The organism is Streptomyces cyslabdanicus, assembly GCF_052663305.1.
In genome coordinates, this window is the sequence record NZ_JBQRUW010000029.1 from 52,315 (window position 1) to 67,568 (window position 15,254).

A 15,254-nucleotide genomic window follows, 5' to 3' on the forward strand; every position below is an offset into this window, starting at 1 on the left:
TGGGCCCCGGCGCCACGCGCGTCGGGGCCCACCCCTTTCCCGTCGTGTGGCCGAGTGACGGAGGTGGTGGAAGCCGATGACCGGTGACGGACGCGAGGACCGCAACACACTGCGCGAGGCGCTCACAGCCGAGCTGGACCGCCTCGCGCCGGAGCCGGGCCCGGCGGGCGCCGGCATGACGCCGCCGTCCCGCCGGTAGTGGCGCCGAGCCGCCGCACAGCGGAGGCTTGATGTGCGCGAGGGCGGACGGGCGGCTGCGGGGGACACCCGTGAGGGTCTTCCGAGGAGGTCCGATGAGCCTGGTCATTCCGGTCGACGAGTACACCACCGATGAGTGGTACCCGGGGTTCACGCCGGCCTTCGGGCACTCGCCGTTCGTCGTCGAGCCGTTCCGGACGTTCTCCAAGCAGGACGAGAAGCGCTTCTGGTTCCTCGACTTCCACTGCCCGCGCGGGCTCACCCCGCTCGGGACGACCTGGCTGGAGGACAGCTACTCCTGGGGCACGCAACTCGCCGCCGAGCAGATGCCGCTGCCGCGCAGCCGTGGCATCACGCAGCGGATCGCCGGCACCCACGTCTACTCCGCGGCGATCTCGGTGGAGAGCCGGTACGAGATCGAGGCGCGGACCGTGCGGTCGCGGAGCCACCTGCCGGGGTTCCTGCGCACCTTCGACGCGCTGTGGAACCGGCGGGTGGCCGAGATCGAAGCGGGCTGGCGGCACTTCCAGCGCATCGACGTCGAACGGTCCTCGCTGAGCGAGCTGGGCGCCATGCTCACCGAGGCACGCCGCTACGCCCAGCGGGCGTTCGAGATCCACTTCGAGATGATGTACCCGCTGCTGGCCAACCACCTCGGGTTCGCCGGGATGTGCGCGGAGCTGGGGATGGACCCCCGCGAGGTCGGCACGTTCCTACAGGGCTACGACACCAAGATCATGGAGACCGACCGCGAGCTGGGCAGGCTCGCCGCGGCGGCCCGTGACGCGGGGCTGGAGTCGCTCTTCGCCACCACCGAGCCGGAGCGGCTGGCGGGCACGCTGGCCGCCGAGGGCGGTTCGGCGACGGCCTGGCTGAGCCGGCTCGGCGACTTCCTCGAGGTGTACGGCCACCGCATCGAGGGCATCTGCGACGTGGCGCTGCCGAGCTGGGCCGAGGAACCCGCACCCGTGCTCGGGATGGTCAGGGCCCTCCTGCGGGAGGGCGCCGAGCACGACTTCGGGGCCGCGCTGCGCCAGGCGCAGGCCGAACGTGAGACCGCGATCGACGCGGCACGCTCGCGGCTGACCAGGCACGAACAGGAGGCGTTCGACGCCGGCCTCGCCTCGGTGCAGGCCGCGAACTTCCTCCGGTGGCAGGACGACCACAGCCACCACATCGACCTGCGGGTCTCGCTGCCGATGCGCCGGGCCGCCCTGGGCATCGCTCAGAAGGCCGGCGCCGACCGTCCCGACGACACGCTCTTCCTGTTCTGTCCGGAGCTGAGCGCCGTCGCCTCGGGTGAGCGTTCGTACGACGAGTTCCGCTCGATCGTCGAGGTACGCCGCCAGTACTTCGCCCACTGGCACGAACGGCGCGCGAGCATGCCCAAGGTGCTCGGCACCGTCCCCGAAACCGTCGACGACCCGATCCTGACCGAGATCTTCGGCCTCGACGAGCGCTTCCTGCGCGTGGTCACGGCCACCGGCCGGGCAGGGGCCGGGACCACGCTCACCGGCGTGCCCGCGGCGAAGGGACGGGCGATGGGCGTTGCCCGCGTGCTCACCGACCCCGACGCTCTGCATCGCCTGCGGCCGGGCGAGGTGCTGGTGTGCGAGTCGACCTCGCCCAACTGGACGCCGGCGTTCGCCGCGATCGCGGCCTGCGTCTGCGACAGCGGGGGCATGCTGTCGCACGCCGCGATCGTCGGCCGCGAGTACGGCGTGCCGACGGTCACCGCCTGCGGCCTGGCGACCGTGCTGGTCAAGGACGGCGACGAGGTCGAGGTGGACGGCGAACGGGGCACCGTCACCGTCGTCCGGATGGGAGCGCCGGCAGGTGGGAGCGGCAGGTGACGACCGACCTGGTCACCTGGCTGGACACGGCCGAGCCCGACGCCGTGACGGCCGCCGCGGGGCCGAAGATGGGATCCCTGGCCGAACTCGGCCGCGCCGGGTTCGGCGTGCCGCGCGGCTTCGCCGTCACCACCGCCGCCTACGCGTTGCACGTCGGTGCGTCCGGCCTGGACCTGCTGGCCGACCGGGTGCTGGCCGGCGTCCGCGATCCACATCGGCAGGAGGCCGTGGAGGCCGCTTCGGCCCGGATCCGAGAGGCGTTCGAGGAGGTCGACGTCATCGAACCGGTCGCCGCGGCGGTCGTCGAGTGCTACGGCGAACTGTGCGACCGCTCGTCGCGCCCGCAGGTGCCGGTCGCGGTCCGCTCGTCGGCGACGGGTGAGGACTCCGCAAGCGCGAGCTTCGCAGGCGTCTTCGACAGCCACCTCGGTGTGTCGGGCTCCGGACGGGTGGTCGAGGCGGTGCGTTCCTGCTGGGCGAGCCTGTTCACCGGGCGGGCGATCCGCTACCGGCTCGAGCACGGCCTGAGCCATCGCCGGACCCCGATGGGCGTCGGCGTCGTCGAGTTGGTGAACGCACGCTCGTCCGGCGTCGCCTTCTCGGTGCACCCGGTCACCGGCAAGCGCGACCGGATGGTGATCGAAGCCAACTGGGGGTGGGGCGAAGCCGTCGTCCGGGGGCTGGTCACGCCCGACCGCGTCGAGGTGGGCAAGGACGACCGCCGTGTCCTGCGCCACGAGGTCGCGGCCAAGGAGTTCCTCTCGGTCCTCGACGGTCGGGCCGGTCGCGTGGCCGAGGTGCCGATGCCCGAGCGGCTGCGGGAGCGGGCCGTGCTCGACGAGGAGGAGGTCGGGTGCGTCGTGGACGCCGTACTCGCGATCGAACGGCACTACGGCCATCCCGTCGATGTCGAATGGGTGATCGACAGGGACCGGGTTCCCGGCGGACAGGTCACCGTCGTCCAGGCGCGGCCGATCACCGTCCAACCGCGGAGCGGGAGCGTCGCCGCCTGGGATCCGGTCGCCTATGCGGCCAAGTACGCCTTCGGCTCAGGGGCCGGCCGACCCTGCGGATGACGCCGGAAGATGTCCCGGTCCGGCCCGTCGTCTTCTTCTCGGCCGCGCGCGGAGCAGGCCGCGCCGTACACCGGCGGCGCGGATACCCTGACGTTGATGAGCACGTTGTACGGCGTGCCGGAGCAGACGGCGAATCCGCCCCGAGGCGGACCGGACCCTCGCCGAGGGTTCTCGGCGCGTTCGGCGCCATCACCGAGCGGGCCGTGTTCATCGACGCCGTGCCCCACGACGTCTGCGGCACCCGGGCCGGGGGAACTCGCACCGTCCCTGTGGACGTCCGGGATCCGGTCGCCGGCTTCGACCGGCTCGCCCGCATCGCCAGTCCGCGCCGAGCCCCCGCTCGCCTGCCCCCGACCAGGTGTGCCCGGTGGTGCGCGTCACGGCCCGCTCCCGACCGGATGTGCCCGGTGGTACTCCCGCCCTGAGCGGGGAGAATCCCATGGGGAGCGAGATGAGCCGAGATGAGCCGAGATGACGCGACACCGCCGCGACGAGGACACCGAGTCGGCGGAACAGGGGTTCGTCCAGCTCCCCTGCGCCGCGGCGGTCTTCGACGCCGACCTGCGGGTGGTACGCGCCAACGCCGAGATGCAGCGCGCGACCGCCCTCCCGGAGGAACGGATGCGCGGACTGCGGCTGCCCGAGGTCCTGTCGCACGCCGCCGGTGAGGAGACCGAGCAGGTCATGCGCGAGGTCCTGGAGACCGGTGAACGGCGGCGCGTGGAGAGCCACCTACGGGTCCCGGGCGAGACCCGTGAGCACGCCTGGTCGGTGTCCCTCGCCCCGCTGAGGGACCGGACCGGCCGGGTGCGCGGCGTCTGCCTCGCCGCACACGACATGACCGAGCACGACCACGCCCGGGAACGGCTCCTCCTGATCAACGAGGCCGGCGGCCGCATCGGCAGCACGCTGGACATCACGCGCACCGCTCAGGAGCTGGTCGACACGGCCGTACCGTGGTTCGCCGACTACGCGGCCGTCGATCTGCTCACCTTCATCGACCACGGCGACGAACCGCCCCCCGGCCCGTTGACCGGCTCGGTCACCATGCGGCGAACGGCAGCGGGGTACTCCGGCGGTGCGTGGACGGGCAGCCTCCAGCCGGGCGACCTGGCCGACTATCCGGCGTCCTCTCCGGCGGCCCTGCCCCTGGCGACCGGCCTGACCGGGATGTACGAGACGACGGACTCCGCCATCGACGGGTGGGCGGTCCACGACCCCGCCCGAGCGGCCCGGATCCGCCTGTCGGGAACCCACTCGGTGCTGGTGGTACCGCTGCGCGCCCGAGGCGTCACCCTCGGCGTGGCCCGCTTCGCCCGCAGCCATCGCCCGGAGCCGTACGAACAGGACGACATCCTCCTGGCCGAGGAGATCACCTCTCGGGCAGCCGTCTGCGTCGACAACGCCCGCCGCTACACCCGCGAACGGGTCACCGCGGAGACCCTGCAACGCACCCTGCTGCCGCTGAGGCTGCCCGACCAGACCGCGCTCGAGGTCGCCTCCCGCTACCTGCCCGCCACCACTCGCGTCGGCGTGGGCGGCGACTGGTTCGACGTGATCCCGCTCTCCGGCGCGCGGGTGGCCCTGGTGGTCGGCGACGTCGTGGGGCACGGCGTCCAGGCCGCGGCCACCATGGGCCGGCTGCGCACGGCCATACGCGCCCTGGCCGACATCGACCTGCCGCCCGACGAACTGCTCACCCACCTCGACGACCTCATCATCCGTACCTCCGCCGAAATCGAGGGCGCCGCGGGCACCGACGCCACGGCGGATGCCGCCGCCGAGGCCGCCGGCGGGCTCGGGGCCACCTGTCTGTACGCGGTCTACGACCCCGTCTCCCTGCGCTGCTCCCTCGCCCGGGCCGGCCATCCGCCGCCCGCGATCGTGGGACCGGACGGCACCGCCGACCTCCTCGACCTGCCGGCCGGTCTCCCCCTGGGCCTGGGCGGCCTGCCCTTCGAGGCCGCCGAGATCGAACTTCCCGAGGGCAGCCTTCTCGCCCTCTACACCAAGGGCCTGATCGAAGCCCGCGACCGCGACGTCGACGAAGGGCTCACGAGGCTGCGCCAGGCACTCAGCCGGCCCGCCCTGTCCCTGGACGCCGTCTGCGACGCCGTGCTCACAGCGACCCGCCCGGAGGAGACCCGCCCCGACCAAACCGGCGCCGACATCGCCCTGCTCGTGGCCCGCACCCGCGCCATCGGCGAGTCCGATGTCTCCACCTGGAGCCTTCCCTTCGACCCCGAGGTCGTCGCGCAGGCCCGCGCCCAGACCACCGAACAGCTGGCGGCCTGGGGACTGGACCAGGCCACCTTCACCTCCGAGTTGGTGGTCAGCGAACTGGTCACCAACGCCATACGCTACGGTCGGCCGCCCGTCGAGCTGCGTCTCATCCACGACCGCGACCTCATCTGCGAGGTCTCCGACGCCGGGAGCTCCTCCCCGCACCTGCGCCGCGCCCGGGTCTACGACGAGGGCGGACGCGGCCTGATGCTCGTCGCTCAGCTCTCCCAGCAGTGGGGCACCCGCCACACCCCGCAGGGCAAGACCATCTGGGCCGACATCTCCCTCACACCGGCCTGACCACCCGACCACCGGGGCCTGAACCGGCGAACGGAGGTCGGCTCCGGGGCCTGTCCGGCGGATCTTGCCGGCCAGGCCCCGGCCCCTGGTCCCGAGGAGCCCTCAGCGCTTGAGCGTGAAGGTGAAGTCGCCGGAGAGCTTGCCGCCCAGCCGGACCGCCGAAACGAGGTTCCCCTCCGTGATCAGTCTCTCGACCTCGGCCCGCGAGAGACCGCACCCTTCGGCGACCAGTCGCACCGGCCGGACGGGGATCCGCGCCGCGAAGCGGACCGAGACGTCGATCACCTCGCGGTCCAGGTGATCCGATCCGCCGGTGTCGAGGCGCCAGGCGCCGTCCCAGTCGAGGGCGATGCGATTACGGCGCCGCAGGACCGGATCCTGGAGCAACTCGGCTGTCAGGCCGGGGTCGTTGTCATGCAGCCGGTCGAGCAGCTCAGGTCGTACGGAGCGCACGTTCATCCGCTCCAGGACCGTGAGCTTCGCAGTCGCTCCGCAAGCGGTGCAGAGCACGAGAAGCCAGGCGTCGATGAGCTTGTGGTTGGCGTTGACGCGAAATTTACCGCTTGCCCGGAAACGCCCGCACGCGCACGCGTGGCAACGGCGGAGAACGAGCGGCAGGCAGGTGGGCACGACCACCCAGTTTTTGAGCACAGAAGTACACCGGTTCCAGTGAGAAGTCCGCAGCAAAAAGCAGCGCGGCGCAGATGCGCGACGCGCGACAGATCAGCGCTTGGGAGGTCTCACAGGGTGTACAACGGCATGTCCTTGACCAGACGACTCGGTTCGGCAGCACGGTAACGGCGCACAGCGCCGCCGCTCCACTGGTTTTCGAGGGGGCTGGAACCGGCAACGGCCAGGGGCCCGACCCCGAAAGGTCGGACCCCTCTTGACCTGCAAGTTCGCCAGGTCAGCGACATGGTGGCGCAGCGCCCGCTACACGTTGAAGCGGAACTCCACCACGTCCCCGTCGCGCATCACGTAGTCCTTGCCCTCCATGCGGGCCTTGCCCTTGGCGCGGGCGTCGGCGACCGAGCCGGCCTCCAGGAGGTCCTCGAAGGAGATGACCTCCGCCTTGATGAAGCCCTTCTGGAAGTCGGTGTGGATGACACCGGCGGCCTCGGGGGCGGTGGCGCCCTTCTTGATGGTCCAGGCGCGGGACTCCTTGGGGCCGGCCGTCAGGTAGGTCTGCAGGCCGAGGGTGTTGAAGCCGACGCGGGCGAGCGTCGCCAGGCCGGGCTCGTTCTGGCCGACGGACTGGAGGAGCTCCAGGGCCTCGTCCTCGTCCAGCTCGGCGAGGTCCGCCTCCAGCTTGGCGTTGAGGAAGATCGCCTCGGCGGGGGCCACCAGAGCGCGCTGCTCGTTCTTGAAGTCCTCGTCGACCAGTTCGTCCTCGTCGACGTTGAAGACGTAGAGGAAGGGCTTGGTGGTGAGGAGGTGCAGGTCGTGCAGGAGCTCGTTGCGCTCGGTGCCCTGGACGATGCCGTGCGCGAAGAGCGTGTCGCCCTTCTCCAGGATCTCCTTGGCCTCCTCGACGGCCTTGACCTTGGGAGCGACGTCCTTCTTGATCCGCGACTCCTTCTGGAGCCGGGGCAGGACCTTCTCGATGGTCTGGAGGTCGGCGAGGATCAGCTCGGTGTTGATCGTCTCGATGTCGTCCTTCGGCGAGACCTTGCCGTCGACGTGGACGACGTTCTCGTCCTTGAAGGCGCGGATGACCTGGCAGATCGCGTCCGACTCACGGATGTTCGCGAGGAACTTGTTGCCCAGGCCCTCACCCTCGCTTGCGCCGCGCACGATGCCGGCGATGTCGACGAAGTCGACGGTGGCCGGCAGGATCCGCTCCGACCCGAAGATCGAGGCGAGCTGGGCGAGACGACCGTCCGGCACCCCGACGACACCGACGTTCGGCTCGATCGTGGCGAACGGGTAGTTGGCCGCGAGCACGTCGTTCTTGGTCAGGGCGTTGAACAGGGTCGACTTGCCGACGTTCGGCAGACCGACGATTCCGATCGTGAGCGACACGTTGCGACTTCCCGTACGTGAGGAGACTGGAGGCCAGGCGGCCGATCCACCAGTCTACGGCGTGTCGCGACCGGCCCCCTCGACGGTTCGAACGCTTGGCCAGGCGGCCGCGCACGGCGTGTCAGGTGGGCTATTCGCCACATAAGCAGACCTAGGTTGGTCCAGTGGAGCAGCACAGGACGCGACCTCAGCAGCACGGACCGCGACGAGGCAGGCCGCCGGTACCCCCGGCGCGGCGCCCTCCCGCGGCACGCCCTCCCGCGGCACGCCCTCCCGCGGCACGGCGTCCTGCCGCACGCCCTCCCGCGGCACGGCGACCCTGCACTCCGGCGGCCGTTCCGGCGCCCGAGCCGCGGCGGCCGTCCGGTCCCCGGCTGACGGGTCTGGGCGCCGGGATGTTCTGCGCGGCCGCCATGTTCGTGCTGGGCGGTCTCGACCTGCTGCTCCTCGGCGGGGGCTCCACCGCGTACGGGGTGCTGTTCCTGCCGGTGTGCGCGCTGACCGCGCTGTGGGTGCGCAAGGGCGACCTGCTGACGGCGCCCATCGTGGTGCCGATCGGGTTCGCCGTGGGCCTGCTGCCCGTGATCAACGGGGACGTGGGGTTCCTCGGCAAGCTGATGAGCCTGGTGACCGCGCTCGCCACCGAGGCGCCCTGGCTGTACGCGGGGACGCTGATCGCGGGTGGGACGGCGCTGGCGCGGCGGGTGGCACTGGCGGCGCGGCGGCGGGCGGTGCGCAGGCGCTTGGCGGGCTGAGGCGCCGGGTGTACGTCGTCGGCGCCCCGCCCGGACCCGTCGGGCCCTACGGCGGCCACAACGGCCCCAACCGCCTCAGCCGTGCTCCGCCGCGTGCATCGCCGCACCGACGATCCCCGCGTTGTTCTGCAACCGAGCGGGAACGATCTCCGCCTTGAGGTCCTCGATGAGGGGCAGGAACTTCTCCGACTTGCGGCTGACGCCGCCGCCGACGATGAACAGCTCCGGGCTGAAGAGCATCTCGACATGGGCGAGGTACTTCTGCACCCGGCGGGCCCAGCGCTCCCAGCTGAGGTCGTGGTCGTCCTTGGCCTTGCTGGACGCCCGCTTCTCCGCCTCGTGGCCGTTCAGCTCCAGATGCCCGAGCTCGGTGTTGGGGACGAGGACGCCGTCGACGAAGACGGCGCTGCCGATGCCGGTGCCGAAGGTCAGCAGCACCACCGTGCCCTTGCGGTCGCGCCCGGCGCCGAAGTGCATCTCGGCGACGCCCGCCGCGTCCGCGTCGTTGACCACCGTCACCGGCAGACCGCCCAGCCGGCCGCCGAACAACGCGCGCGCGTCGGTGTCGACCCAGCTCGTGTCGACGTTGGCCGCCGTACGGACCATGGCGCCGCCGGTGACGACGCCCGGGAACGTCAGCCCGACCGGTCCGGTCCAGCCGAAGTGGTCGACCACCTCTTTGACCCCGTCGGCGACGGTGTCGGGGGTCGCCGGGTGCGGGGTCAGCACCTTGTGCCGCTCCTGGGTCAGCTCTCCCCTGTCCAAGTCCACAGGGGCGCCTTTGATGCCGGACCCGCCGATGTCCACGCCGAAGATCTGCATGGCTCCACGTTACGACGTACGACGGACCGTCACTGCTGCGTCGTGCCGGACCCTCCGCGCTCGGCGACCAGCGCGGCCGCCTCGTCGCGCAGGTCCCGGCGGAGTTCCTTGGGCAGGGAGAAGATGATGGACTCCTCGGCCGCCTTGACGATCTCCACGTCCTCGAAGCCGCGCTGCGACAGCCATTCGAGCACCTGCTCGACCAGCACCTCCGGCACGGAGGCACCCGAGGTCAGGCCGACCGTGGAGACGCCCTCCAGCCAGCCCTCGTCGATCTCGTCGGCGAAGTCCACGAGGTAGGCCTGGTCCGCGCCCGCGAGCTTGGCGACCTCCACCAGCCGCTTGGAGTTGGAGGAGTTGCGCGAGCCGACGACGATCACCAGGTCGGCCTCGGCGCCCATCTGCTTCACGGCGAGCTGACGGTTCTGCGTGGCGTAGCAGATGTCGTCGCTGGGCGGGGAGAGGAGCTGCGGGAACTTGTCCTTGAGCGCGTCGACCGTCTCCATGGTCTCGTCGACCGACAGCGTGGTCTGCGACAGCCACACGACCCGGGAGGGGTCGCGGACCTCGACGTTCGCGACGTCCTCGGGGCCGTCGACGAGCTGGATGTGGTCGGGGGCCTCGCCGGTGGTGCCGATGACCTCCTCGTGGCCCTCGTGCCCGATCAGGAGGATGTCGTAGTCGTCGTTGGCGAACCGGACGGCCTCCTTGTGCACCTTGGTCACCAGGGGGCAGGTGGCGTCGATGGTGGCCAGCCGACCCCGCTCGGCCTCCTCGTGGACGGTGGGGGCCACACCGTGCGCCGAGAACATCACGATGTTCCCCGGCGGCACCTCCTCCGTTCGCTCGACGAAGACGGCGCCCTTCTTCTCCAGGGTCTGCACGACGTACTTGTTGTGGACGATCTCGTGCCGGACATAGACGGGAGCCCCGTACTGCTCCAGGGCTTTCTCGACGGCGATCACGGCGCGGTCCACACCCGCGCAGTAGCCCCGGGGGGCGGCGAGCAGGACACGGCGGCCAGACGAAGCAGTCATGTCCCCATCGTAAGGCCGCCCCCGCGGCCCGAAGATCGCCCCACGGCCGCCCGGCGGACGCGCGGAGCGGGCCGCCGGGCGAGGGGGTGGGGGTTGTCGGTGGGGGCGGTTACTCTCGCGGGCATGGCTGTCTCCACGTCTCCGGAAGCTCCCCTGCCCGTCGGTGAGGTGTCGCGGCTGATCGGGAGGTGGATCGAGCGGCTCGGCGCGGTGTGGGTCGAGGGGCAGATCACGCAGTTGTCGCGGCGCCCGGGTGCGGGCGTGGTGTTCCTGACGCTGCGCGATCCGTCGTACGACATCTCCGTCAGCGTGACCTGCTACCGCCAGGTGTTCGACGCGATCGCCGACGTGGTCGCCGAGGGCGCGCGGGTCGTGGTGCACGCCAAACCGGAGTGGTACGCGCCGCGCGGGCAGCTGTCGCTGCGGGCCGTCGAGATCAGGCCGGTGGGCGTCGGTGAGCTGCTGGCGCGGCTGGAGCAGCTGAAGAAGACGCTCGCGGCGGAGGGACTGTTCGCGACCGAGCGGAAGAAGCCCCTGCCCTTCCTGCCCCAGCTCGTCGGGCTGGTCTGCGGCCGGGCGTCCGCCGCGGAGCGGGACGTGCTGGAGAACGCCCGGCACCGCTGGCCCGCGGTCCGCTTCGAGGTGCGCAACGTCGCCGTGCAGGGCGTCCACGCCGTCCCGCAGGTCGTGCAGGCCGTGAAGGAGCTGGACGAGACCGAGGACGTGGACGTGATCATCGTGGCGCGCGGCGGCGGCAGCGTGGAGGACCTGCTGCCGTTCTCCGACGAGCAGCTGGTGCGCGCGGTCGCCTCCTGCCGTACGCCCGTGGTGTCCGCGATCGGGCACGAGCCGGACACGCCCCTGCTCGACTACGTCGCGGACCTGCGCGCCTCCACCCCGACCGACGCCGCGAAGAAGGTCGTGCCGGACGTCGGCGAGGAGTACGAGCGGGTACGGCAGCTGCGGGACCGGGCCCGCAGATGCGTGCGGGCGCTCGTCGAACGGGAGGAGCGAGGGCTCGCCCACGCGCTCGCCCGGCCCTGCATGGAGGACCCGCACCGCATGCTCGACGAGCGCGCGGACCAGATCGCGTCGGTCCTGGACCGCGGCCGGCGCACCCTGCGGCACCTGCTGGACCGCGCGGACTCGGAGCTGACGCACACGCACGCGCGGGTGGTGGCCCTCTCCCCCGCCGCGACCCTGCGGCGCGGGTACGCCGTGCTCCAGAAGGCGGACGGGCACGTGGTCCGCGACCCGGGAGAGGTGACGGCGGACGAGGCCCTGCGGGCCCGGGTCGCCGAGGGCGAGTTCACGGTTCGTGTCGACGCATAGGGTGGGCGGATGACAAGCAAGGCGGATGAGGCGCTCGGCTACGAGCAGGCACGGGACGAGCTGATCGAGGTCGTCCGGCGCCTGGAGGCGGGCGGTACGAGCCTGGAGGAGTCCCTCGCGCTGTGGGAGCGCGGCGAGGAACTGGCCAAGGTGTGCCGCCGATGGCTGGAGGGCGCTCGCGCACGCCTGGACGCGGCCCTCGCCGAGGAGGCACAAGAAGCCGAGACGAAGCCCTCGGAGTAGACCGGACCCGCGAGGGAGCAGGCCGAACCCACGAGCCAGGCCGAGGCTTCGCCAGTGCCAGGGAGACCCCCGGTCGGGGCCAGGGCCCGCTGCCAGTGCCAGGGAGACCCCCGGTCGGGGCCAAGGCCCGCTGTCAGAGCCAGGGAGACCGCCGGTCGGGGCCAAGGCCCCCTGCCAGGGCCTCGCGGGGGGGGCGGGCCGGGGGCAGGCCCGGCGTCAGGGGTGGACGTGGGGGGTCAGGAGGTCTTCAGGGCCCGGGCCATCGTCGTCAGCTGGTCGAAGGACGCCGTGCCCGCCACCACCGTCGTGGAGCCCTCGGTGCCCTCCAGCACCAGCGCGTCGTAGCGGCCGCCGGTGTAGCGCGTCCACGTGCGGCCGTCGATCTGCTCGGTGACCTTCGTGGCGTGCCCGCCCAGGCTGGCCGCGTCGATGAAGTCCTTGCGCTTCTGTGCGGACTGCTCGACCGCCACGTACTGACCGTCGGGATCCTGGAAGCCCAGGTGCCAGTGGTCCTTCTCCTGGGCCCGGAAGCGGACCGAGGTGGCCTTCCAGGTGTCGGGCAGGCCCTCGGGCGCCGCCACCGGGTACGACGCCGCCCGGCGTGCGGTGGTCACCTCGATGCGGTAGTCGACCCGCTGGACGTCGGGAGCCTTGCTGTCGTGCGGGACGAAGAGGTAGATGACCGCCGCCGCGACCCCGATGAGGCCCAGGGAGAGAATCATGTCCCGGACCGTCTTCTGCTTGCCGTTCGAACCTGCCACGCCTCCTATCGTCGCAGGTGCCCGGTCCGCTCATCCGTGGGGTCCCCTGCTCATTCTGTCCGTCCGGAGATAGAGTCGAGGCCAACACCCTCATCCGGCCGTCGTCGTATCAGAAAGGTGCGCTCCGATGACCGAGCATCATCATCTGCCCTCAGAGCTCGAGGTGCCCTCAGAGGCGCCCGACCGCAACATCGCCCTGGAACTCGTCCGGGTGACCGAGGCCGCGGCCATGGCCGCGGGTCGCTGGGTCGGGCGCGGTGACAAGAACGGCGCCGACGGCGCCGCCGTACGCGCCATGCGCTCCCTCGTCTCCACCGTGTCGATGAACGGCGTCGTCGTCATCGGCGAGGGCGAGAAGGACGAGGCCCCGATGCTCTTCAACGGCGAACGCGTCGGCGACGGCACCGGGCCGGAGGTCGACATCGCCGTCGACCCGATCGACGGCACCACCCTGACCGCCAAGGGCATGCCGAACGCGATCGCGGTCCTCGCCGCCGCCGAGCGCGGCGCGATGTTCGACCCGTCCGCCGTGTTCTACATGGACAAGCTGGTCACCGGCCCGGAGGCGGCCGACTTCGTCGACATCGACGCCCCGGTGTCGGTGAACATCAAGCGCGTGGCCAAGGCCAAGCGGTCCACGCCCGAGGACGTCACGGTGGTCATCCTGGACCGGCCGCGGCACGAGGGCATCATCAGGGAGATCCGGGAGACGGGCGCCCGCATCAAGCTGATCTCCGACGGCGACGTGGCCGGCTCGATCCTGGCGCTGCGCGACGGCACCGGCATCGACCTGCTCCTCGGCATCGGCGGCACACCCGAGGGCATCATCTCGGCCTGCGCCGTGAAGTGCCTGGGCGGCACGATCCAGGGCAAGCTGTGGCCGAAGGACGACGAGGAGCGGCAGCGGGCCCTCGACGCGGGGCACGACCTGGACCGCGTGCTGACCACGGACGACCTGGTCTCCGGTGAGAACGTCTTCTTCGTCGCCACCGGCATCACCGACGGCGAGCTGCTGCGCGGTGTGCGCTACCGCGCAGAGACGGCGACGACCGACTCGATCGTGATGCGCTCCAAGTCCGGCACGGTCCGCCGGATCGACTCCGAACACCGGCTGAGCAAGCTGCGGGCGTACAGCGCGATCGACTTCGACCGCGCGAAGTAGCCGCCGGTCCACGGGCCCGCCAGGGCGAGGCGATGGGGGCGCTCCCGGTGCGGAGGGGCGCCCCTTCCGCGTAAGAGCGCCGGCGGGTGGGCCCTATCCCGCCGCCGCTATGCGTCCCGTGGTGCGGGCCGCCTTCTTCAGCTCCAGGTCGCGGCGGCGCCGCCGGGCCAGGACGACACGGCGCTCGGCGGCGGTCAGGCCGCCCCAGACGCCGTACGGCTCCGGCTGGAGCAGCGCGTGCTCGCGGCACTCGACCATGACCGGGCAGCGTGCGCAGACCCGCTTGGCCGCCGCCTCGCGGGACAGCCGCGCGGCGGTGGGTTCCTTGGAGGGTGCGAAGAACAGGCCCGCCTCGTCACGCCGGCACACCGCCTCGGTGTGCCAGGGCGCGTCCTGGTCCCTGTCACGCCCCGGCGCCCGCCGGGCCGGAACGGCAGCTACCTGCAGCGACGAATGCGGCGGTTGCAGCACGGTCTTCTCCTGACGACGGCTTCGCGAGCGGGAGGGTCCAAGAGACGATGCAGCAAGGCCTACCCGCTGTGCGCGCGCCTATGCACTGAGTTCCCAACCGCCCGACCGTGACCGCCGGCGTCCGCGAACGACCACTGTTGTCACGTGTGCTTGCGCAGATGTCTGTCCACCTTGCGCTGGACCCGGTCGAGGATGTCCGCGACGAGCTTGCCCCGCTTCGGCCGCGCCTCGACGTTGCCCAGGACGGCCCAGCCGTCGACGTAGACGGCCGGAGCCTCGGGCTCCGGCGAGTCCAGGTGCACCACCTCGAAGTTGCCGAGGACGCCGCCGCCGGTGCCGCGCAGCGACACGTTCTCCGGGACGCGGACCTGCACGTCGCCGAAGACTGAGACGGCCTTGATCACGACCTGCTGGTACTCGAAGACCGCCTCGCTGAGGTCGATCTCCACGCTGCCGAAGATCGCGTACGCGTGCACCCGGCGCCCGGGGCGCCAGCGGCCGCGGCGGGTGGCCTGGCTGAACACCGCCACCACGTTCTCGTCGGCGACGGGGGGTATCGCGCCGGCCGCCGGCCGGTTCGACGCCGGGGCGTACGCGGCGGCCGCACGGCCCTGGTGGGCGGCGGGCAGGTCCTGGATGAAGACCTCCAGCTCTCCGACCGTCTTGGCGTTCAGCACCCCCTCGACGCGCTCGGCGTGCTCGTCCGCGTTCAGACGGCCCTCCGCGAGGGCCTCGCGCAGGATGTCGGCGATACGGTCACGGTCGGCGTCCGAGGCGCGCAGTTCGGCGACGGGGGCGGCGGCCGTCCGCGGTTCGGTCTGCTTCTGAAGGTCCACGGCAGCAGCGTACCGAAACGCGATAGATCGCGACTAGGGGTGGGGGGTGACGGGCGCGTCGTGCATTGCTCCCGACCGGGGCTGAGCGGGACCTCACAGGTTC

15 protein-coding genes are annotated in these 15,254 nt (G+C 71.7%); 8 read left to right on the forward strand and 7 right to left on the reverse strand.

From position 1 onward, the window contains the following. The first annotated feature begins 76 nt into the window (after positions 1-76). From ACTYVM_RS18565 to ACTYVM_RS18580, 4 genes are all read left to right on the forward strand, one after another. Positions 77-199, forward strand: coding sequence for a hypothetical protein (locus tag ACTYVM_RS18565; RefSeq protein ID WP_445526956.1), 123 nt, complete (start codon positions 77-79; stop codon positions 197-199). Positions 200-293: 94 nt separating this feature from the next. Beyond that, positions 294-2,051, forward strand: coding sequence for a PEP-utilizing enzyme (locus ACTYVM_RS18570; protein WP_445526957.1), 1,758 nt, complete (start codon positions 294-296; stop codon positions 2,049-2,051). After that, on the forward strand, positions 2,048-3,127 hold the full coding sequence (locus ACTYVM_RS18575; protein ID WP_445526958.1) for a PEP/pyruvate-binding domain-containing protein: 1,080 nt from the start codon (positions 2,048-2,050) through the stop codon (positions 3,125-3,127). Before ACTYVM_RS18570 ends, ACTYVM_RS18575 begins: the two co-directional genes overlap by 4 nt. A 471-nt stretch (positions 3,128-3,598) precedes the next feature. After that, a complete protein-coding gene (locus ACTYVM_RS18580; protein ID WP_445526959.1) occupies positions 3,599-5,710 on the forward strand; it encodes a SpoIIE family protein phosphatase in 2,112 nt (703 codons plus the stop codon). 102 nt (positions 5,711-5,812) lie between these two features. On the opposite strand, the gene ACTYVM_RS18585 is transcribed toward ACTYVM_RS18580, so the two are convergent. Next, positions 5,813-6,361: a DUF1062 domain-containing protein gene (locus ACTYVM_RS18585; RefSeq protein WP_445526960.1), complete on the reverse strand. Its 549-nt coding sequence runs from the start codon at positions 6,359-6,361 to the stop codon at positions 5,813-5,815. 282 nt (positions 6,362-6,643) lie between these two features. Then, a complete protein-coding gene (gene ychF, locus ACTYVM_RS18590) occupies positions 6,644-7,732 on the reverse strand; it encodes a redox-regulated ATPase YchF (protein ID WP_445526961.1) in 1,089 nt (362 codons plus the stop codon). A 395-nt stretch (positions 7,733-8,127) separates the two neighbouring features. Between ychF and ACTYVM_RS18595 the strand changes: the two genes are divergently transcribed. Next, positions 8,128-8,487: a DUF6542 domain-containing protein gene (locus ACTYVM_RS18595; protein WP_445526962.1), complete on the forward strand. Its 360-nt coding sequence runs from the start codon at positions 8,128-8,130 to the stop codon at positions 8,485-8,487. Positions 8,488-8,562: 75 nt separating this feature from the next. Here ACTYVM_RS18595 and ppgK read toward each other — a convergent pair whose 3' ends face one another. Then, positions 8,563-9,309 (reverse strand): polyphosphate--glucose phosphotransferase, encoded by a 747-nt coding sequence (ppgK, locus tag ACTYVM_RS18600; protein ID WP_445526963.1) that lies wholly within the window; start codon positions 9,307-9,309, stop codon positions 8,563-8,565. A 29-nt stretch (positions 9,310-9,338) separates the two neighbouring features. Beyond that, positions 9,339-10,346 (reverse strand): 4-hydroxy-3-methylbut-2-enyl diphosphate reductase, encoded by a 1,008-nt coding sequence (locus tag ACTYVM_RS18605; RefSeq protein ID WP_445526964.1) that lies wholly within the window; start codon positions 10,344-10,346, stop codon positions 9,339-9,341. 123 nt (positions 10,347-10,469) lie between these two features. On the opposite strand from ACTYVM_RS18605, the gene xseA reads away from it, so the two are divergent. Further along, complete coding sequence (gene xseA / locus ACTYVM_RS18610; protein WP_445526965.1) at positions 10,470-11,678, forward strand: exodeoxyribonuclease VII large subunit; 1,209 nt, start codon at positions 10,470-10,472, stop codon at positions 11,676-11,678. 9 nt (positions 11,679-11,687) lie between these two features. Further along, entirely contained in the window at positions 11,688-11,921 is a 234-nt protein-coding gene (locus tag ACTYVM_RS18615; protein WP_445526966.1) for an exodeoxyribonuclease VII small subunit, read from the forward strand. 236 nt (positions 11,922-12,157) lie between these two features. Here the strand turns inward: ACTYVM_RS18615 and ACTYVM_RS18620 are convergent, their stop codons facing one another. Beyond that, on the reverse strand, positions 12,158-12,682 hold the full coding sequence (locus ACTYVM_RS18620; protein WP_445526967.1) for a DUF4245 domain-containing protein: 525 nt from the start codon (positions 12,680-12,682) through the stop codon (positions 12,158-12,160). 127 nt (positions 12,683-12,809) lie between these two features. Between ACTYVM_RS18620 and glpX the strand changes: the two genes are divergently transcribed. Next, entirely contained in the window at positions 12,810-13,844 is a 1,035-nt protein-coding gene (gene glpX / locus ACTYVM_RS18625; protein ID WP_445526968.1) for a class II fructose-bisphosphatase, read from the forward strand. A gap of 93 nt (positions 13,845-13,937) precedes the next feature. On the opposite strand, the gene ACTYVM_RS18630 is transcribed toward glpX, so the two are convergent. Then, positions 13,938-14,315, reverse strand: coding sequence for a WhiB family transcriptional regulator (locus ACTYVM_RS18630; RefSeq protein ID WP_445526969.1), 378 nt, complete (start codon positions 14,313-14,315; stop codon positions 13,938-13,940). 140 nt (positions 14,316-14,455) lie between these two features. After that, the gene (locus ACTYVM_RS18635) at positions 14,456-15,151 is read right to left on the reverse strand and encodes a DUF1707 SHOCT-like domain-containing protein (protein ID WP_400028879.1); all 696 of its coding nucleotides are present in this window, start codon (positions 15,149-15,151) and stop codon (positions 14,456-14,458) included. Positions 15,152-15,254 lie beyond the last annotated feature (103 nt).